This window comes from Acinetobacter sp. WZC-1, assembly GCF_052544965.1.
Genome location: NZ_CP199370.1, coordinates 374,952 through 401,840 on the forward strand (window position 1 = coordinate 374,952; position 26,889 = coordinate 401,840).

24 protein-coding genes are annotated in these 26,889 nt (G+C 47.4%); 14 read left to right on the top strand and 10 right to left on the bottom strand.

Annotated features, from left to right (window positions below):
- Positions 1 to 19 precede the first annotated feature (19 nt).
- On the top strand, positions 20 to 400 hold the full coding sequence (gene crcB / locus ACT6PV_RS01765; protein ID WP_445116995.1) for a fluoride efflux transporter CrcB: 381 nt from the start codon (positions 20 to 22) through the stop codon (positions 398 to 400).
- A gap of 101 nt (positions 401 to 501) precedes the next feature.
- On the opposite strand, the gene ACT6PV_RS01770 is transcribed toward crcB, so the two are convergent.
- The 4 genes from ACT6PV_RS01770 to ACT6PV_RS01785 form a co-directional block, all read right to left on the bottom strand.
- On the bottom strand, positions 502 to 750 hold the full coding sequence (locus tag ACT6PV_RS01770; RefSeq protein WP_445114794.1) for a type B 50S ribosomal protein L31: 249 nt from the start codon (positions 748 to 750) through the stop codon (positions 502 to 504).
- An 84-nt stretch (positions 751 to 834) separates the two neighbouring features.
- Positions 835 to 2,133, bottom strand: a complete 1,299-nt coding sequence (locus tag ACT6PV_RS01775) for an ABC1 kinase family protein (RefSeq protein WP_445114795.1) — start codon at positions 2,131 to 2,133, stop codon at positions 835 to 837.
- Positions 2,134 to 2,352: 219 nt separating this feature from the next.
- The gene (locus ACT6PV_RS01780) at positions 2,353 to 3,717 is read right to left on the bottom strand and encodes an MATE family efflux transporter (RefSeq protein ID WP_445114796.1); all 1,365 of its coding nucleotides are present in this window, start codon (positions 3,715 to 3,717) and stop codon (positions 2,353 to 2,355) included.
- A 32-nt stretch (positions 3,718 to 3,749) separates the two neighbouring features.
- Complete coding sequence (locus tag ACT6PV_RS01785) at positions 3,750 to 4,211, bottom strand: DMT family transporter (protein WP_445116996.1); 462 nt, start codon at positions 4,209 to 4,211, stop codon at positions 3,750 to 3,752.
- Positions 4,212 to 4,337: 126 nt separating this feature from the next.
- On the opposite strand from ACT6PV_RS01785, the gene hemW reads away from it, so the two are divergent.
- Entirely contained in the window at positions 4,338 to 5,492 is a 1,155-nt protein-coding gene (hemW, locus tag ACT6PV_RS01790) for a radical SAM family heme chaperone HemW (RefSeq protein WP_445114797.1), read from the top strand.
- A gap of 356 nt (positions 5,493 to 5,848) precedes the next feature.
- Here the strand turns inward: hemW and ACT6PV_RS01795 are convergent, their stop codons facing one another.
- The 4 genes from ACT6PV_RS01795 to ribA all read right to left on the bottom strand — a co-directional run bounded on the left by ACT6PV_RS01795 (position 5,849) and on the right by ribA (position 11,024).
- Positions 5,849 to 7,672, bottom strand: coding sequence for an acyl-CoA dehydrogenase C-terminal domain-containing protein (locus tag ACT6PV_RS01795; protein ID WP_445114798.1), 1,824 nt, complete (start codon positions 7,670 to 7,672; stop codon positions 5,849 to 5,851).
- A 378-nt stretch (positions 7,673 to 8,050) separates the two neighbouring features.
- A complete protein-coding gene (gene aroE, locus ACT6PV_RS01800; protein WP_445114799.1) occupies positions 8,051 to 8,839 on the bottom strand; it encodes a shikimate dehydrogenase in 789 nt (262 codons plus the stop codon).
- Between the two features lie 600 nt (positions 8,840 to 9,439).
- Entirely contained in the window at positions 9,440 to 10,381 is a 942-nt protein-coding gene (gene hemF / locus ACT6PV_RS01805; RefSeq protein WP_445114800.1) for an oxygen-dependent coproporphyrinogen oxidase, read from the bottom strand.
- 40 nt (positions 10,382 to 10,421) lie between these two features.
- The gene (gene ribA / locus ACT6PV_RS01810; protein WP_445114801.1) at positions 10,422 to 11,024 is read right to left on the bottom strand and encodes a GTP cyclohydrolase II; all 603 of its coding nucleotides are present in this window, start codon (positions 11,022 to 11,024) and stop codon (positions 10,422 to 10,424) included.
- A gap of 302 nt (positions 11,025 to 11,326) precedes the next feature.
- On the opposite strand from ribA, the gene dxs reads away from it, so the two are divergent.
- The 9 genes from dxs (at position 11,327) to ACT6PV_RS01855 (ending at position 20,163) form a co-directional block, all read left to right on the top strand.
- The gene (gene dxs / locus ACT6PV_RS01815; RefSeq protein WP_445114802.1) at positions 11,327 to 13,231 is read left to right on the top strand and encodes a 1-deoxy-D-xylulose-5-phosphate synthase; all 1,905 of its coding nucleotides are present in this window, start codon (positions 11,327 to 11,329) and stop codon (positions 13,229 to 13,231) included.
- Positions 13,232 to 13,348: 117 nt separating this feature from the next.
- Positions 13,349 to 14,179 (top strand): inositol monophosphatase family protein, encoded by an 831-nt coding sequence (locus ACT6PV_RS01820; RefSeq protein ID WP_445114803.1) that lies wholly within the window; start codon positions 13,349 to 13,351, stop codon positions 14,177 to 14,179.
- A 437-nt stretch (positions 14,180 to 14,616) separates the two neighbouring features.
- On the top strand, positions 14,617 to 16,518 hold the full coding sequence (locus ACT6PV_RS01825; protein WP_445114804.1) for a DEAD/DEAH box helicase: 1,902 nt from the start codon (positions 14,617 to 14,619) through the stop codon (positions 16,516 to 16,518).
- A 104-nt stretch (positions 16,519 to 16,622) separates the two neighbouring features.
- Entirely contained in the window at positions 16,623 to 16,763 is a 141-nt protein-coding gene (locus ACT6PV_RS01830; protein WP_445114805.1) for a hypothetical protein, read from the top strand.
- Between the two features lie 181 nt (positions 16,764 to 16,944).
- The gene (locus ACT6PV_RS01835; protein ID WP_445114806.1) at positions 16,945 to 17,763 is read left to right on the top strand and encodes an ABC transporter ATP-binding protein; all 819 of its coding nucleotides are present in this window, start codon (positions 16,945 to 16,947) and stop codon (positions 17,761 to 17,763) included.
- Positions 17,760 to 18,539 (top strand): lipid asymmetry maintenance ABC transporter permease subunit MlaE, encoded by a 780-nt coding sequence (gene mlaE, locus ACT6PV_RS01840; RefSeq protein ID WP_445114807.1) that lies wholly within the window; start codon positions 17,760 to 17,762, stop codon positions 18,537 to 18,539. The genes ACT6PV_RS01835 and mlaE overlap by 4 nt, the downstream gene beginning before the upstream one ends.
- Entirely contained in the window at positions 18,539 to 19,210 is a 672-nt protein-coding gene (gene mlaD / locus ACT6PV_RS01845; RefSeq protein WP_445114808.1) for an outer membrane lipid asymmetry maintenance protein MlaD, read from the top strand. The genes mlaE and mlaD overlap by 1 nt, the downstream gene beginning before the upstream one ends.
- 19 nt (positions 19,211 to 19,229) lie before the next feature.
- Entirely contained in the window at positions 19,230 to 19,862 is a 633-nt protein-coding gene (locus ACT6PV_RS01850; protein WP_445114809.1) for an MlaC/ttg2D family ABC transporter substrate-binding protein, read from the top strand.
- Between the two features lie 13 nt (positions 19,863 to 19,875).
- Positions 19,876 to 20,163, top strand: coding sequence for an STAS domain-containing protein (locus ACT6PV_RS01855; RefSeq protein ID WP_445114810.1), 288 nt, complete (start codon positions 19,876 to 19,878; stop codon positions 20,161 to 20,163).
- A gap of 16 nt (positions 20,164 to 20,179) precedes the next feature.
- Here the strand turns inward: ACT6PV_RS01855 and ACT6PV_RS01860 are convergent, their stop codons facing one another.
- Positions 20,180 to 21,982 carry an ABC transporter ATP-binding protein gene (locus ACT6PV_RS01860; protein WP_445114811.1) on the bottom strand — a complete coding sequence of 601 codons (1,803 nt, stop codon included), beginning with the start codon at positions 21,980 to 21,982 and terminating at the stop codon, positions 20,180 to 20,182.
- Positions 21,983 to 22,128: 146 nt separating this feature from the next.
- Entirely contained in the window at positions 22,129 to 22,968 is an 840-nt protein-coding gene (locus ACT6PV_RS01865; RefSeq protein WP_445114812.1) for an IclR family transcriptional regulator, read from the bottom strand.
- A 502-nt stretch (positions 22,969 to 23,470) separates the two neighbouring features.
- Between ACT6PV_RS01865 and ACT6PV_RS01870 the strand changes: the two genes are divergently transcribed.
- Genes ACT6PV_RS01870 through ACT6PV_RS01880 form a run of 3 tightly spaced genes read left to right on the top strand, consistent with a single transcriptional unit; the run spans position 23,471 to position 26,829 of the window.
- Complete coding sequence (locus ACT6PV_RS01870) at positions 23,471 to 25,570, top strand: FUSC family protein (RefSeq protein WP_445114813.1); 2,100 nt, start codon at positions 23,471 to 23,473, stop codon at positions 25,568 to 25,570.
- Entirely contained in the window at positions 25,558 to 25,764 is a 207-nt protein-coding gene (locus ACT6PV_RS01875) for a DUF1656 domain-containing protein (protein WP_445114814.1), read from the top strand. Before ACT6PV_RS01870 ends, ACT6PV_RS01875 begins: the two co-directional genes overlap by 13 nt.
- A gap of 48 nt (positions 25,765 to 25,812) precedes the next feature.
- Complete coding sequence (locus tag ACT6PV_RS01880; RefSeq protein ID WP_445114815.1) at positions 25,813 to 26,829, top strand: HlyD family secretion protein; 1,017 nt, start codon at positions 25,813 to 25,815, stop codon at positions 26,827 to 26,829.
- Positions 26,830 to 26,889 lie beyond the last annotated feature (60 nt).

The window sequence follows — 26,889 nt, forward strand, 5'->3', positions numbered from 1 at the left end:
GCTGAGGGAGAATCTATTGATCAACTGGTTACTGGTCGCATGCGGGGGAGCAGTTGGGGCAAGCCTGCGTTATGCTGCCGGCTTTATTATCAGCAAGCCACAGAGTTTATTTCCCTGGACCACCTGGTCCATTAATCTGCTGGGATGTTTGCTGGCCGGGATTTTTTTTGCCTTTACACAGCGTTATCCGGTATTACAGCAGGAAACCCGCTTATTGCTTATGGTGGGCGTGCTTGGGGGATTTACCACGTTTTCAAGTTTCGGGCTGGAAACATTTCAGCTGATCCGCCAGGGCCAGCCGGGCATTGCATTGATGTATACCATATCGAGTGTGCTGGTGGGACTGCTTGCCCTGGCAGTGGGCTTTTATATTGTTCAGAGTCTGTTGAGTCCGCGCTGAAAATAAAGACGTGAATGATCCATAAAAAAAGGCCTAAGCAGGAGGAGAGCATGCTTAGACCCTGAACGAACCCGAAAGGAATCGGAAATTTAGCTAACCGCTTAACGCTTGAAACGTGAAAAACGTTTGTTGAAGCTGGCAACACGGCCTTCGTTGTTTGCCTGACGCACTTCACCTGTGTAAAAAGGATGAGACGCACTGGAAATATCAAGTGTCACATACGGATAGACTTTACCCTGATATTCTTTGGTCTGTTTAGCCTGAATAGTGCTTCCTATAATGAAGTACGCATCTGCATTGGTGTCATGAAACAACACTTCCTGATATTCAGGATGGATATCTTTACGCATTTCAATTCTCATTTAAAGCTTATTGCAATGTTATAATATTACAATCAAAGTCTGGCAAAGTAAATGACTGGATGCAGGATAGCCTTATTCAGTGGATGGAATCAGCTCTTCAAATAAATCATTCAGCTGATCATGGACTTTCAGATGGATCAGATTCCAGTATTGTCCCGAAATGGTCCGGTTGACCATTAGCGTATCGGGGGACGGCTTAAAGACATCCCAGTATTTCAGGGACTGCCTGACCAGTTTTACACTGTCCTGATGGGCAGAGTTTTCCGTAAAATCGTAGTGAGTCAGCAGTGGCCGCAATAAAACTTCAAGCCAGGCGTGATACAGATCTTCCGGAAATTTGCCTGACTCCGAAAGGGCATTCAGTCCGATTAAATGCGTTTCAAGGGCAGGGATATCCCGTCTGCGTGCAGCGCGCACCAATGCCTTAAAATGGGTGATAATGTCATTGGACAACGTTTTTACACCACCGAAATCATAAATAATGACACTGCCATCTTCCCGGAAGGCAAAGTTGCCGGGGTGGGGGTCACAATGAAAACGTCTGAGGAAAAAAATCTGCTGCCCCAGTGCATGAATCAGGCGCCGGCCGATTTCATTGCGGGTATCTAAATCCCAGTTGCTGGCGGTTTCAATGGTTTCGCCCTTTTCCAGGCTTAAGGTCAGAATGCGCCGGGTGGAATGCGCCGGAAAAACACGGGGAATAATAATTTTACTGTCGAGCTTTTCATGGAAGGTGCGGAAAACCTGAAGATTCTGTGCTTCAATTTCATAATTCAGTTCTTCATGCAGACTGTCCTGAATTTCCCTGAACAGGCGGTCCTGAAGTTTTTTGTCGACTTTCAGCATGCCCATTAAACGCAGGGCCAGACGAACCTGTTTCAGATCACTTTCACAGGCTTCATCAATGCCGGGGTACTGGACTTTAACCACCACTTCGCTGCCATTGGGCAAAATAGCCTTATGCACCTGGCCAATTGAGGCGGCGGCAAAGGGGTGTTCATCGAAGTGCTTAAATGCCTGATCCAGCGGTTTGCCCAGTTCTTTTTCAACCTGTTGTTTAATTTCCACAAAAGGCATGGCCGGTGCATGGCGCTGTAACTTTGAAATGGCCTTTGCGACTTCCGGTGGGAAAATATCCTTGTATTGTGAGGCAATCTGTCCCACTTTCATCACAGCACCTTTCATTTCACCCAGCGTGTCTGCAATCTGAATACCGATGTCCTGAAACAGTTTACTGCGGGCCAGGTTCTTCTGTTCTTCATCGGCATTAAAGTTGCGAATGGAGCTGGACACCGTTTTGGTTGCAATACTTGCAGTCATACTGGCAAGTTTCATAAAACGTTTACCGGGTGTGCTGGCATTCTTAGACATTCGCTTGAGTCCTTAAACCTTGGTGATGCTGTTATTGAGTTTTGATCATAGGCGACAAATCATGGGCTGCATACTTCTAATTGTTAAGATATTGTTTCATCAGGGCTGGTTGCGACATGTAGCCGGTCAATGTGTGACACCAAGCGGATGACATATGTGACAGCCAATAAAAAAAACAGCGAGCGGGTGACTGCCGGAGGACAACATACCCGCTGAAAATCAGGACAGGCTTTCCCGCCTCAGACGCTGGTTATTCAGATGCAAACGGATCAGCAACAGGCTACAGGCAATGGTCAGACCAATAATCAGACCAATCCATATCCCGCCGGCACCGAGCGCAGTAAAGCGCGCCAGATAAAGGCCTATTGGAAAGGCAACCACCCAGTATGCCAGCATGGTAATCCACATCGGACTTTTTGTATCCTGCATACCACGCAGACAACCTGCGGCACTGACCTGCCAGGCGTCCATGAGTTGATAGGCAATGGCAAACAAAATCAGATGGATGGCGACCTGAGTGACCTGAGCATCGGTCGTGTAGGCAGACACAATCTCAGGGCGGAATATCCACATCAGGCTCATAGTGATCAGCGCACACAGGGTTGCGGTCATTAACCCGAGTGACTGAACTTTACGCATGGCAGCCCAGTTTTTTTCACCATAATAAGTGCCGACCCGGATGGTCAGTGCAATTGCCAGTGACATGGGAATCATAAATAACTGGGCAGTGACCGAAGTGGCGATCTGATGCGCCGCGACAATGGTTTCACCCAGTGGGCTTAAGATAATTGATGCAGAACTGAACAGACTCACTTCAAAAAAAATCGCAAGGCCAATAGGCAGGCCCAGTTTCAGGATGCGCCTGGCCCAGTCACCGTTTATTTTTTCCCAGACGGTAAAAATCCGGGTGGTCTGGTAGCGTTTCGCTTTAAAGGTATACAGCGCCAGGCTCAGAAACATGAGCCACTGTAGAATGGCGGTGGCAAAACCGCAACCGGCACTGCCCAGATGGGGGATCGGACCAGCGCCATACATAAAAATATAGTTCAGCGGAATGAGCGCCAGCAGCGCAATTAAACTGATAGCGGTTACCGGACGGGGATACCCCAGTGCTTCGGTATAGCTGCGTAACGCAGTGTACATGGTCACGGCAGGCATGCCGAAACCGATGGCGTGTAAAAACAGACTGGCTTTGGGAAGCAGGCTTCCAGGCACACCCAGCACAGGCAGCAATAGCGGCAAAGCCTGCAGAATCAGCATGGCAATGATACCGAGGATCAGCGCAACCCACAGCGCCTGATGGATAATGGAAGGAATTTTCTCGGGAGTACGTGCCCCGCGGGCTTCTGCAACCAGCGGTGTGGTGGCAAGCATGATTCCGCTGAACAGCAATAGGACCGGGAGCCATAAACCGACACCCACTGCAATGGCAGCCAGGTCAGCTGGAGACATGTGCCCCGCCATGATAGTGTCAATCAGTCCAAAACCTGCCTGGGCAAACTGGGTGATTAAAATGGGAATCATCAGATGAAAAAGTTGCTTTAATTCAAAGCGACTGGTGGTTAAAGCTGTGACATTGGACACAAAAAATACTCAATTTAATCATTTAAAAACGATCAGCGTTGTAAGCTGAGCAGCACTCCGGCAAAAATCAGAGCGGCTCCTGACAGACGTTGCCAGTTCACCGGGACTTTTTCAACGCCCAGTAAGCCGGTCTGATCCAGCAGCATGGACATGCTGATCTGCCCAAACATGATTAATCCGGATAAGGTCAGAAAACCCAGTCTGGGTGCAGTGAAAATACTGATGCTGATGGCATAGACGCCAAGACATCCACCCAGCCACAAATACCAGGGAATCTGACCGAGACTGTTCAGTGTCGGTCTGGGCGCAGCCTGAAAAAATACCAGTACAGCCAGTACAATTGTACCCGCTAAAAATGACAGAAGTGCGGCCTGCATGGGGGAGTGCAGATATTCCCGTAACTGGGCATTAATGGCGGTCTGAAAAGCCATCGCAATTCCGACACCCATGGCCAGGGGAAGCAGTAACAGCAACTGGCTTGAAATTTTCATTATTTGCTCATCATCAGGGGGGAGTTTGCTCTCCGGTTTCCAGACAGTCTAATGCAATTGCATGACATGAGCGAATTGTTCCTGCACAGTCATGTTAAAATAGTGCTTTAACCCCTGAGCTTTCTTCACTTGGTCGATCTGAATCCTGCAATTATTCCATTGTCACTCTACATTCATATGCCCTGGTGTGTGCGTAAATGTCCGTATTGTGACTTTAATTCACATGCCGTGCCTGACGGAGAGCTATCATTGGTGCTGGAGCAGCACTATTTAACGGCCCTGGTGGAGGATTTTAAAACCCAGCGGGATTTTGCACAGGGACGCCGGATTCACAGTGTATTCATTGGCGGCGGAACACCATCCTTAATTTCAGCCCAGGGCTATGAGTGGCTGTTTGAGCAGCTGAAAAAGGTTATTGCCTTTGAAAATGACTGTGAAATTACCCTGGAAGCCAATCCGGGAACTGTAGAGCATGATCCTTTTGCAGATTATCTGCTGGCCGGGATCAATCGCCTTTCCATTGGGGTACAGAGTTTTCATGCGGAACATTTAAAGCGGCTGGGGCGGATTCACAGCCATGACGATGCAATTGACGCCATTCAGCATGCGCGGAAGGCCGGTTTTGAACGGGTGAATGTGGACCTGATGCATGGCCTGCCCGAACAGACGTCACAACAGGCACTGGATGACCTGAAACTTGCGGTGAACAGTGGTGCCACTCATATTTCATGGTACCAGCTGACCATTGAACCCAATACGGTATTTTTCCGTACGCAACCGGTTTTACCGGTGGATGATGTGCTGGAGGATATTCAGGAACAGGGCGAAGCCTATTTAAAAGCCCAGGGTTTTATCAATTATGAAGTATCTGCCTGGCGCAGGGAAAAACCATCGGCACATAATTTAAATTACTGGCAGTTCGGTGACTATCTGGCCATTGGTGCCGGGGCGCATGGTAAGGTCACCCGACCGGATGGAGTGTACCGTTTTCAGAAAACCCGTTTACCGAAGGACTATCTGGCGAAGGTTCCGGCAGAACATCTGCAGTTAAAAAGGGTGACTGCTGCAGAAATGCCGTTTGAATTTATGATGAATGCCCTGCGTTTAAATGAGGGGGTGGAAGCAAGACTGTATGCGGAAAGAACCGGACAGGATCTGGCCGACCTGACTGATCCTCTGGTGGCATTACAACAGCGGAAGCTGATGCTGGAGGACCAGAACAGGCTGGCATGTACCATGCAGGGGCATGTGTTTTTAAATTCGGTGTTGGATGCGTTTTTGTAATTTATTTTCGCAAAGAGATGATTTCCGGGTGTGAGCTTTGCCGGCTTTGATCATGCCGGTGATATGGAAAAATATAAGAAGTCATATGATATAGTCAAACCACCTAATTATTCATACACGTGATTTGATTCAAACTTTCAAATAAAAATGTGGCAATGAAAGCTTTTTTTATAATCAAACAACTCATTTTCTCATGCAATTGATTTAATTTAAAATATGAATCAAGAGAAATTATATTCATGTGTATGAGTTTTTTGACAGGTTGACTATACATGTTTATAAATTCGGTTTTTAAGCAGCAGTACCTCAGAAAAAAGAGCGCCGTAGCGCTCTTTCCGTATGGCTCTGTATAAAACTCAGTAATCAAAACTGAAATATTCAGGTGCAAGGGAGGTCAGGGTTTTTGATGGATTGGTCATGGCTTCTGCATGGCCCTGAGTCCGTGGCAATAAACGTTCAAAGAAGAAATCAGCAGTTTTGATTTTAGCCTTATAGAATTCAGGTACTTCCTTGCCGTCACCGGACGCCAGTTTCTCGGTTGCCACTGCGGCCTGCTGCGCCCAGTAATATGCCATCATGGCATAGCCGGAGAACATCAGAAAATCTACAGAAGCAGAAGACACCACGTCACGGTCTTTACGTGCTGCCAGCATAATGCGCACGGTCAGGGCATTCCATTGTGCACAGATCTTGGTTAAATCCCATGCAAAACGGCGCATGTATTTATTGCGTGCATGCTGGCCACAGAATTTCAGAATCTCGGCAGTGTACTCACGTACCACTTTACCTTTGGAAGACAGCAGCACTTTACGACCGATTAAGTCGAGGGCCTGAACACCGGTAGTGCCTTCATACAGGGTGGAAATACGGGCATCACGTGCAATCTGTTCCATACCGTGTTCCTTGATATAACCATGACCACCAAAGATCTGCATGCCATGACTGGCCGCTTCCTGACCCATTTCGGTTAAAAAGCCTTTTAAGATCGGGGTATAGAAGCCGAGTTTGTCATCGTATTCGTCAAATTTTGCCTGATCACCCTGGGCCAGTGCATCAGTCATTTTATCTGCCAGCTGTGCAGCATGATAAATCATGGCACGGCCACCTTCTGCAATGGCTTTCTGGGTCAGCAGCATACGGCGGACATCGGCATGGTGAATAATGGCATCTGCGACTTTATCCGGATCTTTCTTACCGGAAAGCGCGCGCATGGACATACGGTCCTTGGCATAGGGCAGGGCCCCCTGAAAAGATAACTCAGCATGTGCCAGTCCCTGAACCGCAGTACCAATACGTGCTGTGTTCATAAAGGTAAACATGGCGTGCAGGCCTTTGTTGACTTCACCAATTAAATAACCGGTGGCTTCATCAAAGTTCAATACGGCCGTTGCTGAGGCGCGAATGCCCATTTTATGTTCAATGGAGCCACAGCTGACCGGGTTGCGTTCACCTATACCCCCATCTGCGGTTGGCATGAATTTAGGGACGATGAATAAGGAAATTCCTCTGGTGCCGGCAGGAGCATCCGGAAGACGGGCCAGCACAATATGAATGATATTCTCTGTTAAATCATGTTCACCGGCAGAAATGAAGATTTTTGTCCCGGTAATTTTATAGCTGCCATCTGCTGCAGGTTCTGCTTTGGTTTTGATCTGCCCCAGATCCGTACCGCACTGAGGTTCAGTCAGACACATGGTCCCGGACCAGGTGCCTTCAGTCAGGCGTGGCATATAGGTGTTTTTCTGTTCCTGAGTACCAAACTGCATGATGGTGTTCATACAGCCCATGCTTAAACCGGGATACATGGTGAAAGACCAGTTGGCGGTCCCCATCATTTCAGATTTGACCAGGTTCAGTGACATAGGCAGGCCCTGACCACCAAATTCTTCCGGGTATGACAGCCCTTGCCAGCCACCCTGTATAAACTGATTGTATGCTTCCTTAAAGCCTTTGGGTGTTTTCACTTCACCGTTTTCAAAATGACAACCTTCTTCATCACCGGTCTGATTCAGTGGAGAAAGAATGTTTTCACAGAAGTCTGCTGCGCCTTCAATAATCATATCAATGGTATCTGCATCGGCATTTTCGCCAATTGACAGCGTTTTATAGTGTGCAGGGTAATCCAGGACTTCATTCATTAAAAAACGAATGTCGCGAAGTGGTGCTTTATATGCTGGCATTTGACTCATCCTAATTTAGAAATAATGCTGTATCATCTTGGATAATGATTTCATTATTCAGTTTTCAGTGAAAGAATGCATTGATAGCAGACATTGAAAAAAGTGTCAGAAAAGCGAATTCAGGATAAAAAATACAGTTGAGTCGTGTTGCTTTTTTGATCGGGGTTTTCAGGATTTGCATCATCGGCTGCATTACTGCGTCTGACCTGGAATACCTATTAAATCAGATGTTTTATCAGTTGGTACAGCTAAAATATTTACGTTTATGTTAACTGCGATTTCGGCCTTTTTATCTGCGCCACAGCTGTCATCAGAATCAGTAGCCGATATGCAGACGGCACTGGATTCGGAGCAGCCGCCAGTCTATTGATCCGGCATTTAAATAAAGTCCTTTAAATCGGGCTTTATGCCATTCCAGATGTAAAAGGCTTCAATGGCCTGACCAGCCAGCATGCCAAAACCGTCAGAAACGGGTACGCCCCGTTTTGCTGCCTGATCCAGAAAGCTGGAGGCTTTGCCATATGCCATTTCATAGGCATGGTCAAAATGCAGGCTTTCAGGCAGGTTCAGTGGAGCGCCAGAAAGGCTTGCCGAAGTGGCATTAATGGCAATATCAAAATCACCGCTCAATTCATCTAAGCTACAGGCCTGCAATTGCGCTTCAGGCACGGTATGTTTCAGTGCTGCAATGAGTTGTTCGGCACGGGCCAGTGTCCGGTTGGCAATGACCAGTTTGTGGACACCTGCCTTGACCAGTGGGTAAATGACACCACGGGTTGCTCCGCCGGCTCCGATAATCAGAATCTGTGAATGATCCAGAGGCCAGTTCAGGGTCTGGATAGCATCCACCAATCCCTGACCATCGGTATTATCACCATATAATTTACCGTCAGTCATCCACAGGGTATTGACTGCTCCGGCGATGCTGGCCCGTTCAGTCAGCTGGTCACAGAGTGCAAAAGCCTGTTCCTTGAATGGTACGGTGACATTCATGCCGGTGCCCTGGTGTGCAAAGAAATCCCGGACACTGGCTTCAAAACCATCAAGTGGAGCAAGTCGTCTGACATATTCAAGATCAACCCCGGTTTTTTCTGCAAAGGCATGGTGCAGTTCCGGAGAGCGTGATTGCTCGATGGGGTTGCCGATGACCGCGAATAGTTTGCTCATATCAGAATATCCGTGTACCGCATGTGATGCAAAGTCCACAATATACGTGAATATCTGTATCTGCAAAAGTATTCTGTCTGAGCATTTGAATGGATACTTTCAGTACCAGGGCTTAACCGGTCTGCATGGAGGGGGTGCCAAAACGGATAGGATTGACTGGATCAGGTTTTTTATGGATTGCAGATGGATTCGATGATATCCAGCAGGGTTGTGGAAAATGTAGAGATGAAACCCATTGCCAGTAAAATACTTAAGGTGATGGATAGGTTATCCGACAGTTCATTTGTAGAAATAATGGTCACAGTGACTGAACATATAATCAGAATGAATATGCTTAAAGATAATATTATTTTATGATTTATCTGTAATGCAGGCATGAGTTGGACTCGAAACGTAATGAACCGGATGTTAACCTGACTTAAAGACAAATGCTGTAGTGTTCTGTCACAAGCCTGGTTGTATATCAGGCTATTCTAGCGCCATATCCCGCCAGATTGATATTCAAATTTGCAAATTATATTGAATAATTGTTAGAAATCTTTTCATATATGTAAGTTTTATGAAAGCTGTATGGGAGGTAGGCTCCATCCGGTCAATTCACTATTTAAGCTCCCTTAACCAGTTCCGTGGTTTCAGATAATAATCCGTCAGGCGCTTTTCGGCAGAATCGGCCTCCCATTCCGGGCGGTATGACCAGCCGGCAAGGTTTGGCAGGCTCACCAGAATCGATTCAATCCGGCCACCGGTTTGCAGACCGAATAATGTACCACGGTCATAGACCAGATTGTATTCCACATAACGGCCACGCCGGTACAGCTGGAAATCACGCTGTACCTGAGTATGGGGTTTATGCTGATTATTCCGGAAAATAGGCAGAATGGCGTCCAGATAGCCATTGCCAACGGCCTGCATATACTGAAAACAGGTTTCAAAGCCCCATTCGTTCAGGTCATCAAAAAACAGACCGCCAATCCCGCGTTGTTCATCGCGGTGTTTCAGATAAAAATAATCATCACACCACTGTTTATGTGCTGCATAGACCTGCTCGCCGAAGGGCGCGCACAGGTCGGCGGCAGTCTGATGCCACGCCCGCACATCTTCATCACGGGGATAGAACGGTGTCAGGTCAAAGCCACCACCGAACCACCACACCGGCTGCTGGCCTTCGGGTTCTGCTACAAACAGGCGTACATTGGCATGTGAGGTCGGTACATGCGGGTTACGGGGATGAATCACCAGTGATAGCCCCAGGGCCTGCGCTTTTGCTCCGGCAATCTGCGGATGGCGTTCAGTTGCAGAAGCCGGTAATTGACGGATGTTGATATGTGAAAACATCACACCGCCCTTTTCAATGACAGCACCATTTTGTAAAACACGGGAGCGGCCACCGCCGCCTTCGTGACGTTGCCAGTCATCAATCTCAAAGATTGCATTGCCACCGCCTGCCTGTTCCTGCTGCTCCAGCGCTGTACAGATACGGACCTGTAAATCCAGGAGAAATTCGCGGACGCGCTGAATGTCGGCTGACGTAGGATGCTGCATAATGGTGTTCTCAGGACAACGTGATGATGTTTAAAATGACTTAGAAGTCATCTTCTTCATACATGTGTGACATCCGGTCATGTTTGGTCTGTAAATAGTCTGCATTCAGGGGGTTTCGCCCCACTGTCAGTGGAATCCGGTCTTTCACTTCCACACCAAGGTCTATGAGTGCGTTAATTTTTAATGGGTTGTTGGTGATGAGTCTGACCTGTCTCACCTGTAAATGATTGAGCATGATGCTGCACATGTCGTAGCGGCGGGCATCCGCAGGCAGGTTCAGTAACAGGTTGGCATCGACGGTATCATGTCCCTGGTCCTGAAGGGCATAGGCCCGGATTTTATTGGTCAGGCCAATTCCCCGGCCTTCCTGACGCAGATACAGGATCACTCCCTGTCCCGCATCATCAATCATTTTCATGGTGTTGTGCAGCTGTGGGCCACAGTCACATTTCAGTGAGCTGAAAGCATCGCCCGTCAGGCATTCAGAGTGTATGCGCAATAAAACAGGTACAGTCGGAGGCTGCTCCAGGCCTTTGGACAGTGCGACATGTTCTTCACCCGTCTGCGGGTCTTGAAATACTGTGATGTTAAAATCACCAAAAGCTGTTGGGAGTTTAGAAGTCGCAGCAAATTCAATCGGCACAGATGTATCCATTAATTCTTGGGAAATTACATTTCAAGTATAACGTAATGCCAGGGGGAGTAGAATTGTGAAATGTGATTTTATGGGCAGATTTTCTTTTTTTGTATTAAAGCGGACAATTATGGTTGATAAGTAGTAAGATTATTCAGGATAATCCATCCTACCGGATCGCCGAATTGAACTGTTGCTCTGCATCATTGTTGTCAGTACGGCTGATTGAGGGTGTCTGGATTTGATCTGAGGATCGTCTACCCGTTTACCTAGCTTAGGATTTGCCAGGCTTTAACAAGGCTTAGCCATATATGTTGTATACCGAAATACCCGCTCAACGTCCTGTCACGCCATTGCTGGATGGAATAGATCATCCGCAGCAATTACGTCAGCTTGCACCAGGTCAGTTAACCCAGGTGGCGGATGAATTACGCCAGTATATTCTCTATGCTGCCGGGCAGAGTGGAGGACATTTCGGTGCAAATCTGGGGGTGGTTGAACTGACAATTGCCCTGCACTACTGTTTCAGCACACCGCATGACCGTCTGATCTGGGATGTCGGTCATCAGGCTTATCCGCATAAAGTCCTGACCGGTCGCCGCGAGCAGCTGACCGGTATCCGTTCCAGGCATGGTCTTGCTGCCTTCCCGTCGCGTGAAGAATCCGAATTTGATGCTTTTGGTGTCGGGCATTCATCCACGGCTATTTCTGCCGGACTGGGCATGGCACTGGCGCGTCGCTATCAACAGAATCCGTGTGAAATTGTGGCCATTGTCGGTGACGGGGCCATGACCGCCGGGATGGCTTTTGAAGCCATGAATGATGCCGTGGCACATCATGCTGACTTACTGGTGGTGCTCAATGACAATGACATGTCCATTTCATGCAGTACCGGTGGTTTTGCCAGGCATCTGGCTGCCATCTGGGAAAAAGGACAATCAGTCAATATCAGTGAAAGTGGCGAGGCTTATATCGAGGCGCATCCGGACTGGGGCTATAACTCCAGGCTGCATGAGTCTGCGACCGGCGCAGCCGACAATCTATTTAAAGCCATTGGTTTTGATTATTTTGGTCCGTTTGATGGTCATGATGTCAACCAGTTGGTACAGGTGCTGAATGCGCTGAAAAAGCGTAAAGGCCCCCGCCTGGTGCATGTATACACCAAAAAAGGCAAGGGTTTTGCCCCGGCTGAGGCGGACCAGATCAAATATCATGCCATTGGTAAAATCAATGCAGTGGGTTCAGCATCCAGAGCGCCCAAATATTCAGATATATTCGGTGAATGGCTGTGTGATGAAGCCGCACAGGATAAACGCTTGCTGGCCATTACCCCGGCCATGTGTGAAGGTTCCGGAATGGTGGCCTTTGCAAAACAGTTTCCTGAGCGTTTTTTTGATGTTGCCATTGCTGAGCAGCATGCCGTGACCCTGGCGGCCGGTATGGCCTGTGAGGGCTTAAAACCTGTGGTTGCCATTTATTCAACCTTTCTGCAACGTGGTTATGATCAGTTGATTCATGACGTTGCCCTGCAAAATCTGGATGTCACATTTGGCATAGATCGTGCGGGACTGGTGGGTGAGGATGGTCCCACGCATGCAGGGGCTTATGATTATGCTTATATGCGGACCATTCCCAATATGGTGATTATGGCGCCGAAGGATGAAAACGAATGCCGTCAGATGCTGCATACGGCCTATCTGTACAATGGTCCTGCTGCGGTGCGTTATCCGCGTGGTGCCGGTACCGGGGTAGAGGTTCAGAAACAGCTGACCGAACTTGAAATTGGCCGGGCCGAGATTGTGGCAGTTTTTAATCCGCAGCATGAAGAGCATATCAGCATACTGGCATTTGGCAGCCGGGTCAGCGTAGCAGTAACTGCTGCTGAACAGCTAGCACAGCAACATGACCTGGCGGTTCAGGTGGTGAACATGCGTTATGTCAAACCGCTGGATGAGGCAATCATCAGTCAGCTTGCAGAACATACCGCTTTATTTGTCACCATTGAAGAACATGCAGTGATGGGGGGTGCTGGCAGTGCGGTCAATGAATATCTGGCCCGTGCGCAGATACTGAAACCCATGCTGAATCTGGGACTGGCAGATCAGTTCATGGCTCAGGCGACACATGAGCAGATGTTGCAGGAAAGTGGTCTGGATGCAGCAGGCATTCAGGATGCCATTGAAAAGGCCTGGCTGAAGCTGGTGCAGATGGTATAAACTACGCATTCTGCAACTTCAGAAACATTTTTCCCCTAAAAGCGCTTTCATTTGTTAGAATGTCGGCGCTTTTATGCATTATTCTTTATCAGTATCTCTTTGTGTAATGGGTGTTCAATGGAACCTATGGTGGTGATGGCTGCGCGTGCGGCTCAATTGGTTGGTCAGGAGCTTTTAAAGGCGCATCAGAATCGTCATAAACTTGATCTGCAGGTCGAAGAAAAAGGCATTGATGGCCCGGTGACACGTGTGGATCGTTATATTGAACAACTCACGATTGATACACTGCGTAAGAGCTATAAAAATCACAGCTTTCTGGGCGAAGAATTCGGACTGCAGGAAGGTAAGGGGCATGATGCAGACTGGTGCTGGGTGATTGATCCACTCGACGGAACACTGAACTTCATCAATGGCTTCCCTCATTTCTGCGTATCCATTGCCGTTCAACACAAAGGTGTGACTCAGCATGGTGTGATCTATGACCCGGTCAAGGACGAGTTATTCTCTGCCAGCCGTGGCCGTGGAGCGATGATGAATCAGCGCCGTATCCGGGTCAATATCAAAGACAGTCTGGCTAATACCTTTATTGCTGTTGGTCATGCGTATCGTGCAAAACGTGATGGCGAAATTGTTTCCTATGCAAAAAATCATTTTGAATCCCTGTTGAATGTCACAGAAGCCGGGGCACAGTATCGCCGTGCAGGTTCTGCTGCACTGGATCTGGCGTATGTCGCAGCCGGTCGTCTCGATGGTTATTTTGAGTTGGGCTTAAAACCGTGGGATATTGCTGCCGGGGAGCTGATGGTGAAGGAAGCCGGCGGCACCGTGGTGGATGCACGTGGTGGTGCTGACTGTATGGACAACGGACAGGTGATTGCCTGTTCCATGAAATTGTTAAAGCCATTGATGCAGGCTGTGGTTCCCGCCTGGGGCGACGCTGCAAAATAAGCGGCAGTCATTGCACGAAGGTACATGAAAAAGCCCTTGCTGATTGCGGGGGGTTTTTATAAATTCTGTGTAAATCAAGGCTTCTGGATAAAATTTACGAAAAAAATAATGAAATTCAGTTAAACAGGATGACTTTTAAAATCTTTCTGCTATAATCTGCGCACGCACTTAGTTTCCGTTCATTACCTGAACATTCTTTTCTTATCATTGTGTATGCGCGTCCGGTCCAAAGAGAGGACGATATTTCGCGCCCCGCCCAATCGCTTAAGCGATTCTTTCAGGTTACGGCTGTAATCATGCGTGCGTTATATACACATCGTCGTTACTCGGATCGCCGCTGATTCTTTTCTTTTTCAGCGTTTATTGCTGTGCCGCTTTTTGCCGATGTCCATCTGACTTTATTTTAATGGAGCACCCACATTCGGGTGAAAATCTCTATGAGCAAAACTTTTGCTGAATTTTCCTTAGACGAGTCGCTTCAAAAAGCACTTGAAGGCCTTGGTTTTACAACACCTACGCCTGTTCAGGAACAATCCATTCCCGCAGCCATGGAAGGTAAGGACCTGCTGGTATCCAGCCAGACCGGTTCTGGTAAAACAGCTGCATTTTTACTGCCGACGCTGAATGCGCTGGCAGGTCAGGACACTTTTGTACCTTTTAAAGACCGCATGAAAGCGGTCACTCAACCAGCAATTCTGGTGATTTCACCGACCCGTGAACTTGCACAGCAGGTTTGTCAGGATGCCATTGCATTTGTACGTCATATGAAAGGTGTGCGTGTTGCAGCCATCATGGGCGGTATGCCTTTCGGTAAGCAGATCCAGCAGTTGAAAGGTGCGCAGGTTGTTGTTGCAACACCGGGCCGCTTACTTGATCTGGTGAATCGTCGCCAGATTAAACTGGACATGGTTGATGCGTTAATTGTTGACGAAGCTGACCGTATGCTGGACCTGGGTTTCTCTGAAGATCTGGAAGCCATCAGTGATCTGGCGGCTAACCGTAAACAGACATTAATGTTCTCTGCAACTTTTGCACCACGTATTATTAATCTTGCAGAACGCATGATGAATGATCCGGAGCGTATTGCAATTGAGACAGGTCATTCCACCAATACAGACATCACCCAGACACTACACTGGACCGATGGTTTTGAGCATAAGAAAAAATTGCTGACCCACTGGTTAAATGAAGAAGATCTGGATCAGGCTGTGGTATTTGCTTCCACTCAGGAAGATACTGATATGCTGGCTGAAGAACTGACAGAAGCCGGTCTTTCTGTGGTTGCACTGCATGGTGCCATGCCACAGACTGTGCGTAATCGTCGTTTGCGCAGCATCCGTGAAGGACGTGCAAAAATCCTGGTTGCAACTGATGTTGCGGCACGTGGTCTGGATGTTCCGACCATTTCACATGTGATCAACTTCGGTCTGCCAATGAAGAATGAAGACTACGTACACCGTATTGGTCGTACAGGTCGTGCGGGGCGTACCGGTAAGGCAATCACACTTGCAACCTATCGTGAGCGTGGCAAAATCCGTGCACTTGAAGATTATCTTGAAGCCCGGCTGGATGTGTCTGAAATTGAAGGTCTTGAGCCATCTCCACCACCTGCACGTTCAGGCCGTGGTGGCGGTCGTGACGGCGGTCGCGGTGGTAAACGTGATGGCGGCCGTGGTGGTTTCGGTGGTGGCCGCCGTTTTGAAGGCGAAAGCAACTTCAAACGTCGTGAAGGCGGTGACCGTCCTCGCCGTAGCTTTGATGATAAACCACGTGGTGAACGTCCGGCATTCGGTGGCGAAGATCGTCCGCGTCGTGATTTCGGCGATCGTCCGCCACGCCGTGAAGGTGGCTTTAATGACAAGCCGCGCTTTAACCCAAATGATGACAACCGTGGTAACCGCGTAGACTATAAGCCTCGTGAAAATGGTTTTGGTGATCGTCCAAAACGTTCATTCGGTGGTGAAGATCGTCCGCGTCGTGAGGGTGGTTTCGGTGATCGTCCAAAACGTGATTTTGGTGACCGTCCACCACATCGTGAAGGTGGCTTTGGTGACCGTCCGAAACGTGATTTCGGTGATCGTCCGCCACGTCGTGAAGGTGGTTTCGGTGACCGTCCGAAACGTGATTTTGGCGACCGTCCACCACATCGTGAAGGTGGCTTTGGTGACCGTCCGAAACGTGATTTCGGTGATCGTCCGCCACGTCGTGAAGGTGGTTTTGGTGACCGTCCGAAGCGTGATTTTGGCGACCGTCCACCACGTCGTGAAGGTGACTTTGCTGATCGCCCAAAACGTTCATTTGGCGGTGAAGATCGTCCACGTCGCAAATTTAACGACTAAAGCCCTGTTTTAGTTGTTGATAAAAACCAGCCATTCGTGGCTGGTTTTTTATTGTAGCAATATTCACATTTATAAAAATAAAATGTATAATAATTCATATTTTTATGAAAAAAGTTGTAATTGTGGACAATAAAATTTATTTGCAGACTTCTGTGCTTGCCTATTTTGGCGTGATTATGTTTTATATTTTTGCAACCCTGCTTCTGATCAATATCAGCTACTTCCTGTACTCCATTTTGTCCTGATAGTCAGTCTTTATTCTTATAAAATAGATGGATGGAAAAATTAATAAAAAACACCAGATTCCGTTTGCGCTTATAACAATGATACAATGTATCGATATTCATTATCTTTTTATAACAACACGTTCCGGCCTGTTCAGGGTATATTGAAAGTGAGCGGTAAAATAGCAGGAAACGTTCAACTATGAGTCATCAGATGCCTCCAGACAGTCAGGCGCTAATTGAAGTACGGGATTTAAGCTTTAACCGGGGAGAACGTGTCATTTATGACCGGGTGAACTTAAAAATTCGCCGTGGGCAGATTACTGCAATCATGGGGCCGTCCGGGACAGGAAAGACAACCTTACTCCGATTGATCGGTGGACAACTCAGTCCTGATCAGGGTGAAGTGCTGCTGGATGGCGTGAATATTGCCCGAATGCCCCGTGCTGAATTATTCAGTGCCCGTGCACGCATGGGCATGTTGTTCCAGAGTGGTGCATTGTTTACCGACATGTCTGTCTATGAAAATGTTGCTTTCCCCATCCGCGCACATACCCGGTTGCCTGAAAATTTAATTGCCGAACTGGTGGCGCTGAAACTGGAATCAGTCGGCCTGCGCGGTGCTGAACTGCTGATGCCGGCAGAACTGTCCGGAGGTATGAACAGACGGGTGGCACTGGCCCGGGCCATTGCACTGGACCCAGACTTAATCATGTATGATGAACCTTTTGCCGGACAGGACCCGATTGTCAAGGGAGTATTGACCCGTCTGATCCGCTCCCTGCGGGAGGCGCTGGATTTAACCTCCATTATTGTTTCGCATGATGTTTCTGAGACCCTGTCCATTGCAGACTATATTTATGTGGTTGCCGAGGGCAAGATACAGGGTGAGGGAACCCCGGCAGAGCTGAAAGCGCATGTTTCTCCTTTTGTTCAGCAATTTTTGACCGGTTCCATTGAGGGGCCGGTGGATTATCAATTCAGTCATCAGACCTATTTGAGTCATGAGGTGCGTTCATGAGTGCAATTGCCTTACTGGGTAGATATGTCATTGAACGTGTTCAGGGCATTGGTGTGGCAACGGTCATGCTGCTGCAGATTATTTTTTCCATGCCCACGTGGCAGGGTGTCAGACTGTTTGTTTATCAGATGTATCGGGTTGGCGTACTTTCGCTGCTGATCATTGCTGTATCAGGGCTGTTTATTGGGTTGGTGATCGGATTACAGGGTTATTCAATTCTGATTAATGTCGGTTCAGAAGCCATGCTCGGGACAATGGTCTCACTGACTCTGTTACGTGAGCTTGCTCCCGTGGTTGCAGCACTGCTTTTTGCCGGACGTGCCGGTTCTGCACTGACCGCTGAAATTGGTCTGATGAAGGCGACCGAGCAATTGTCCAGTATGGAAATGATTGGTGTTGATCCATTGAAACGGATTGTTTCTCCGCGTTTGTGGGCGGGGATCGTCAGTTTACCCATGCTGTCCGTGATTTTTGCTGCGATTGGGATTATGGGCGGTAAAATGGTCGGTGTGGACTTTTTGGGGGTGGACGAAGGTTCATTCTGGAGCGGCATGCAAAGCAGTGTCCAGTTTGGAAAGGATATCTTCAATGGCACAATCATAAAAAGTCTGATTTTTGCTTTGATTTGTACCTGGATTGCGGTATATCAGGGATATGCCTGTGAGCCGACATCTGAGGGAATTGCGACAGCGACAACACGTACAGTCGTCTATTCATCGCTTTGTGTTCTGGGTTTTGATTTTGTGTTGACTGCGGTCATGTTCGGAGGAGTTTAATGAAATCACGTACAAGTGAGCTGACCGTAGGTCTTTTTGTGATTATTTTTGGTGTGGCTTTATTTTTTCTGGCCATGAAAGTCAGTGGCCTTGTGGGGACAAATTTAAAAGACAGCTATGACATGACGGCCACCTTCGATAACGTCAATGGCCTGAAACCACGTGCCAAAGTGACCATGAGTGGCGTGACGATCGGACGGGTTGAAACCATTTCCCTGGACCCGGTTTCCCGGATGGCCACGGTAACTTTTGATCTGGATGGCAAACTGACCACATTCAATGAGAAACAGCTGAAGGATGTACAGCAGAATGCGCTGGAAGAGCTACGCTACAGTTCGGACTATCAGGCTGCTGACGCGACGAAACAAAAAGCAATGGAACAGCAACTGATCGGTAACATGAAATCCATCACAAATATTGATGAAGATGCTTACATAATGGTCGCAACCAATGGGCTTCTCGGTGAAAAATACCTGAAAATTGTACCCGGAGGTGGTTTGAACTATTTAAAGCGTGGTGAACGTATTGGCAATACACAGGGTACGATGGACCTTGAGGATCTAATTTCTAAATTTATTACAGGCGGTGCAGGCAAATCATCATCAGATGGCGCATCGGGATCAACAGATGCATCCAAAGCTGATGATGCTCAGACATCATTTGTTGAATAGGCATCAGAGGAGTTATGACGTGAATATTTTATTAAAACAAACCCTGACAGTAAGTGTGCTGACAACCCTGTTGACTGGTACAGCCTTTGCAGCACCTGCTGAGGCCCCACCGGCATTCATTAAGCGTGTTGCAGATGGCTTGATCACGCGTTTAAAAACAGATGGCAATGCATTGCAGAATAATCCTGCGTTGGTGAAATCAGTTATCCGTGAGAACCTGGACCCGTATGTTGACGGTCAGGCATTTACACGGATTGTGATGGGAACCTATGCGACCAATCAGAACAGTACTGCAGCACAGCGGGCGAAGTTTGAGCAGAATTTCCGTAATACCCTGATTGAAAATTATGGTTCGGCGTTTGCCAAATATACCAATCAGTCCTATACCATGCGTCCTTATAAGGCAACTGGCAGTAAAAACCCGGTTGTGACTATTGATTTCAATAACAAGGGTGACAAAATTCCAGTGTCTTTCCAGCTGGCAGATCATGGTTCGCAATGGAAAATCCGTAACATCAATGTTTCCGGCATTGATCTGGGGCTACAGTTCCGTAATCAGTTTGCGGCAAATGTGAAACGTAATGGCGGTAACATTGACAAAGCCATTGCAACTTTCCAGCCGGATGCTGATGCAGCCGTAAACAAGCAATAAGACAGGTGCCTGGGTGATTGAATTTAAGGATCAGCAGCTGCATGTCAGCGGTAAAATTGGATTTGATAATGCAGAAAACATGTATCAGAACGGTTTAAAAGCCATTCAGGCTGAACATAAATTTCCGGTGACGGTCAATTTATCTCAGCTTGAACAGGGCAATACCCTGGCACTGGCGGTATTGGTGCAATGGTTGCGGCATACCCCTGATGCGCGGGGTTTAAGGCTGAAAGCTGTTCCTGATAAAATGCTGAAAATTATCCAGGCCTGTCATTTGCAGGATGACCTGCAGATCATGTGACCCGTGGCAGGGCAGGTTAACTGTGTGTTTCTTCTTCTGCATCATCACCAAAGGTTCGGGCAATTTTTTCAATGTTCAGGCTTTTGGCCATTGCATCGAAAATTTCCTTGTAGCTTCCATCCTGATGATAAAGCTGATGGTGTTCGCCATGTTCCACAATTTCCCCTTCCTGCATGACATAAGTATAATCAGCGTCAATAATCTGTGACAGACTGTGCGAGATCATAATCACAGTACGTCCCTGTTTAATCTCATCCAGACTGAGTTTAATTTGCTCTGTGGCAATTGCATCCAGGCTGGCTGTCGGTTCATCCAGGAAAATAATGGGTGGATTTTTCAGAAACATGCGTGCCAGTGCAATCCGCTGCTGTTGCCCACCTGACAGCATCAGTGCGTCGGCCTCATAGGCATGCGGCAGTTTTAAAATCTGCTCATGAATGGAGGCTTTTTTCGCGGCGGCCATGACATCCTGTAGAGAAGCATCCATTTTCCCATAGCGGATATTTTCAAAAATTGAGCCCTGGAAAATATGATTTTTTTGCAGTACCAGGCCGATATGTTCTCTTAAATGGTGGGTATCGATGTCCTGGAGATTTATACCATCCAACAGGATTTCACCGGATTCTGGCAAATAAAATTTATCCAGCAGACTGATCAGGGTGGATTTACCTGCCCCGGACAGTCCCACCAGTGCGGTGATCTTATTGGGTTGGATGGTCATGTTGATGTTGTGCAGCGCCTGATGACCATTGGGATAGGAAAAACTGACCTGTTGTAATTGAAATCTGCCATGAATTTCAGGTTTCAGCGTGCCACTGGATTCAATTTCATGATCTGCTTCCAGGATGCTGAAAAAGCTCTCGGAATAAATCATGGCATCATTGATTTCATCGTAAATACGATGCAATGAGCGGATGGGGGCAGAGACATTATTAAATAACAGCACATGATACATAATCATGCCGATACTCATTTTTCCATCCAGTACAAAGTAAGCGGTCAGAATGATGATCAGTACGATCCCGATTTGTTCAATAAAACTTTTCAGGCCGTCAAACAGGAAACTGATCTGACGGGTATGCATCTGATTATCGGTCAGTTCCTTTTGTAGTTTGAGCTGTTTCTCAGATTCAATTGATTCCCGGTTAAATGATTTAATCACCGTAATTGAGTTGATAATCCCCAGAATGCCCTGGCTTTTCCGCTCTCGGCCATCGCGCAGGTTCCGTCTGGGTTTCCCCAGCTTCTGTGCCTGTTGATAGGTCAGCCAGAAATAAATCGGCACAATGCACAGCGCTACCAGGCCCACATAAAAATTGGCATAGAACATCAGCGCCAGTGCAACAATGGCACTGGTAAATAAGGGTAAGATATCAATGAAGAAGATTTGTACCAGTCGGGTCAGTGAACCGATTCCCCGGTCAATACGGGTCTGTAATTTGCCGGCCTGATTGTTGTCCTGATTAAAAAAGGCCAGCCGATAGGTCAGAAATTTTTCAATAATTCCCTGCGCCAGATCCTGTGAAACCAGAATCCGCAGCCGTTCGCCATAAAATTTCTGTCCGAACTGTACCAGGGCATTAATGACTTCCTTACCCAGTAAAATTGCTGTGATGTTGATCAGAATGTGCCAACCCTGTGCCAGGCCTTGTCCATCTGCAAGCAACCGGTTGATATTGTCCACTGCATATTGCAGCGTCAGGGCATTGACCTGCGCGGTCAGGGAGCCAATTAAGGTCAGCATCAGTGTTGCAATCACCAGCCAGCGATAGGGTGCCACAAAGGGTCTGAGCTGCTGGAATAAGTTCAATAAATTCATAGACCATCGTTGTTATTGTATTGCCTGTTCCGAGTCTATTCCCGATTGGTGCATGTCACAAGCCCGTATAATGTTTTGAATTGTCAGTCGATTCTAACGGAACATTCCGGTATTTTTGATGACATGAACGTATGAAAATCCATCGCTTATTCAGATGTATATGTGTTATTGGTCAGAATAGGATCCGTCCCTTCGGGTGTATGGTGATATCCAGTCAGTTGATCACTCTCTGACAGGGTCAGAAAGCGCTTTTCAATCTGCGCTGCATTGTCCTGTAAGGTTTCAATGAGTTTATCGGTATTGATGAACTCAAAACGGTTTTTTGAAGCAATCACGGTCAGGGCCAGTGGGGCTTCCTTGCTTGAAAACTTGACCGGAACAGCCAGGCCTGAAATCTGGGGATTCAGTTCGCCATGAGATAAATAATATCCCTGCTTTTTAATTTTTTTCATCCGGGCCAGAAAGCTTTCTTCGTCATGTGAAAAACCCACTTCATTCAGCTGACTGGCAAAGCGTTGATAATAATCATGAATTTTTGTCCTGGAAAGATGGGCCAGTATGACTTTCGGGGAGGCTCCCATAAAGACAGGGCGTGGGCAGCCACGGCCATAGGACAGCAGGTTGGTATCCTTGAAGACTTCGTGATGTATATCAATACAATAGTCAGTATTTAAATAGGTCAGCAGACAGCAGTTTTCAGTTTTCTCGGCAATGTCCCGCATAAAGGGAATACTGATCTGGAGCAGGGGATCGGTGGTTCTGGACACATAATCCATTACGGCAATTTTTGGTCCGAGAATATAGTCTCCGGAGGTTCCGTTCAGGCGTTGCAGAATGTCTGTAGAGACAAGTTCTTTTAAGTAGCGGTAACTGGTCGGTCTGGAGAGTCCCAGCTCTTCACAGATGATATCCACATTGATCACCGGTCGAGATACAGAAAATAAATCCAGTACCGTGAGTATCTTACCAAAACTTGAAAGCGCCATTCATAACCTGCTACTGTGCTGATGAACCATATAAAAGTAAAAGATTTGTTAGTTATACCAAAAAGTATGGGGGGTTGCCGAGTAATTTATGGATTGCTTACAAAGTTCCTGAAGTGAAGAAATTTTAAGCATGGTCTGATCATGACAAAAAAGCAGGATAAATTCAATAAAAATTGGATATATTATCAAAATAAGATACTTTAATTTGACAAAAATATATTTTTTGGTAAAATTTAATAGAAATATCTCAAAATTAAGTTTAAATGTTTTTTATTTAAACCTGATGATGACATGCTGTTGACTCTCTGAGTCAGGGTGTGTTTTTCTCTGAATGAATGGAATGTTGCTCAGTCGTCCATTTATGATCTGCATTTGACCATGAATATCCAACCTGCAGCATACACGTGCAATAGTCGGGGTGTGGTTTTGGTCATTTAAAAGTGCAGTTCAATATCTTCAGGGAAGATATGGATGTACTTTTTACATTCACCTGGAAAGATTCATGTCGTTACTGAAACAGCTGCTTGCATTCCGGCCTGGTCGGGCTGATCTGATTTTTGCGGTGAAAACTTTCATTGCAGGGATGCTTGCGCTTTATATTGCATTTTTACTGAATCTCGATTACCCCATGTGGGCATTGGGAGCCGTGCTGGTGATTGCAAATCCGTATGCGGGAATGTCGTCATCCAAAAGCATGTATCGTCTACTGGGGACATTGGTGGGTGCTGTTTTTGCGGTTGTGATTACACCACCGCTGATCAATATGCCCTGGGTGTTTGTGCTGGTGCTGGCTGCATGGGTTGGTGTCTGTTTATATATTGCATTACTGGATCGGACGCCACGAAATTATGCCTTTTTGCTGGCGGGTTTCAGTGCGGTTATCATTTGTCTGAACGCTGTTGCAAATGCCGACACCGCGTCGATTTTTGATATGGCACTGGGGCGTTCGCTTGAAATTGCGCTGGGTGTAGTGTGCAATGCGGTCGTTTCAGCAGTTATTCTCCCTGTACATGTCGGCCCGGTTCTGCAAAGCCGGGTCGATAAAGTACTGGTGGATACTCAGGCGCTGTTTGATCATATTTTACTGGATGACCAGCATCAGCCGGATTATATCCAGTCACTTGCTGTCATTACCCGTGATACCTCTGATCTTCATGCAATGGCAGTGCATCTGAGTTATGAAAATTCCCGGTTGAAAGGAATGACTCATCCCATACAGGAATTGCTGCATCAGATTGCCATGCTGGTTGCTAACCTTGTTGCCATGTCAGAGAGAATCAGGCAACTGGATCAGAGCGGGCAGGCATATCGTCCGTATTTAAAAAAGCTGCATGATGATATTAGTATTTTTCTGAATGATGAGCAGGATATTCAGATCAATCAGTTAAAATATTTGCCTGAGCAATTTGACCAGTTTTTTATACAGATCTGTGAGCAGGCCAATCCGGCACAGCAGGTTATTCTGACCAGCCTGAAAATGGAAATTCGTCATTTTGTGCAAAATGTACGGGTGATTCGACTCATCTGGCAGCAGATACAACAGGGCAAGCGTGGCTGGCCTGCTGCTATTGCGCCTTTGACTACGTCTTATCCAAGCCTGCATCGTGATTACGGTGTTGCTGCCCGTGGCGGGATTTCGGCCTTTATTGCAATTATCATGGCCAGTGCTGTGTGGATTTTCAGTGGCTGGGCCACTGGTTATATGGTGGTGCAGATGACGGCTGTCAGTTCCTGTATTCTGACTGCACTGGATAATCCAGTGCCTGCCCTGAAAATATTTACCTGGGCAGGTATCTATGCAATCGTTTTTGTATTTATTTATGTGTTTGGAATACTGCCAACGGTCAGCAGTTTCTGGCAGCTGGTGGTTGTGCTGGCGCCACTGTTCATTTATCTGCTGAGTATGTATCCTCATCCTTCGCTTCTGGGACTGAGTTTACCGCTGATTATGAGCATTGCCATGGGCCTGAATCCGCACAACTATTATGCTCCGGATAGAATCATGTTTTTTGAAGGATCAATGGCTTCGGCGCTGGGGCCGATCATTGCTGTATATGTCATTCATCTTGTCCGGGCCATGTCGCCGGAGGTGACGGTGCAGCGTATTCTTGCGTTGCACTACCGTGATATGTATCAGTCCATACAGATGTCGGATGGCCAGAAATTCAGAATACACCTGCGTGGGATGCTGGATCGGATCGGGATGTCAAATGCCAGACCGATTCAGTCCGAAGTACTGAAGGCAGAAATGAACCAGGCCTTGATTGAGACAGTTATGGTGATGGACTTGATCCGTCTGCGCGAACTGGGCAGTCAGTTGACGGCAGCTCCCGGCGTCCTTGCTGAAATATTGCAATTACAGCGAAAACTGAATCGGTGGTTTCGGGCAAAGGAAATAGGGCAGGAAAATCAGCAGCAATGGCAGAAGATTATACAATTGCTTCAGCAGCTGAATATTTCCGTACAGCAGGTTGATGACCGGCAGCTGAGGCATCAGATTGGAGTTTCAGTGAATAATATCTGTAGTGCAATGGGGCAGGATGATATCTCTGTCAGTCCATTGGCGGACATACCGATTGGAGTGGGAAAATGGGCGAGCTGAATATTTATGGCGTTTATGTGCCAATTTTACTGGTCCAGGCAATATTGGCCTATGCGCTGTTAAGATTGTCAGCTGTCGTCACGGATAAATTTATTATCGATGGCTGGATTGCCATGCCGGCAGTCTTCAGCCTGGGTCTGTATCTGATTTTACTGTGGCTGATGCATGGGTTGTTCATCTGGTGGATGAACTGAATTTTGTTGATGGTTTGTCAATAATGACATGATGGAATTGGCTGGAAAATGAAAACTTTTGACATGCGTAAGGTATTGCGTCCCGTTATTCTGATGGTGGTCATTGTCATTGCAATGCTGTGTGTGATTCATCTGTGGAATTACTATAATTCGGAACCGTGGACACGTGATGGCCGGGTACGTGGTGATGTGATACAGGTGTCTTCTGATATCTCAGGACTGGTGACTGAGGTACTGGTCCAGGATAACCAGCAGGTGAAGAGAGGTCAGGTGCTGCTAAGAATTGATCTGGCCCGGCAAACCCTGGGTGTGGAGCAGGCAAAAGCAGATCTGGCCAAAGCAAAGTCCGGGCTGGCTGAAGCTGAGGCAGGACTGGCGCAAAACAAGGCAAATGCTGTGAAATCTCAGGCCAATATTAAACTTGCCGATAAAAATGCTGCCCGTTATTCCGACCTGATGGATGGCGCGATTTCAAAACAGGAACAGGATCAGATTTTTGCTGAACGTGACCAGTCACATGCAGAGTTTGTACAGTCCGGTGCTGCGATTGAACAGGCCTATGCCACTATTCAGCAGCAAAAGGCGCTGGTCGTTGCTGCCACCAGCCAGCTGCATCTGGCTGAACTAAACCTGCAGCGGGCAGAAGTGATTGCGCCGGCAGATGGTACTCTGTCCAATTTTGATATGCGGCCTGGAAAGTATGTCCAGTCCGGGCAGGCGGTTGCAGCCTTACTGGATCGCAGCCAGCTTTATGTGGTGGGTTATTTTGAAGAGACTAAACTCAACCGAATTCATATTGGGGATTCGGCAACGATACAGTTGATGGGTGACAACCAGAAAATAAGAGGTCATGTACAGGGTATGGCATCCGGTATTGAAGACCGGGAACGCAGCAGTTCCTCAGGTTTACTGGCCAATGTCAATCCAACCTTCAACTGGGTGCGACTGGCACAGCGGGTTCCGGTCAAAATCGTGCTGGATGAGTTACCACAGAATCAGCTGGCTTTTGTGGCCGGGCGGACTGCGACGGTGCATATTCTGCCACCTGAGAAGAAGAAGCAATGATTTCTCAGGAATCCTGTGCATCATACAGAAACAGTTCTGGTGGGCAGAAACGGCGCTGCC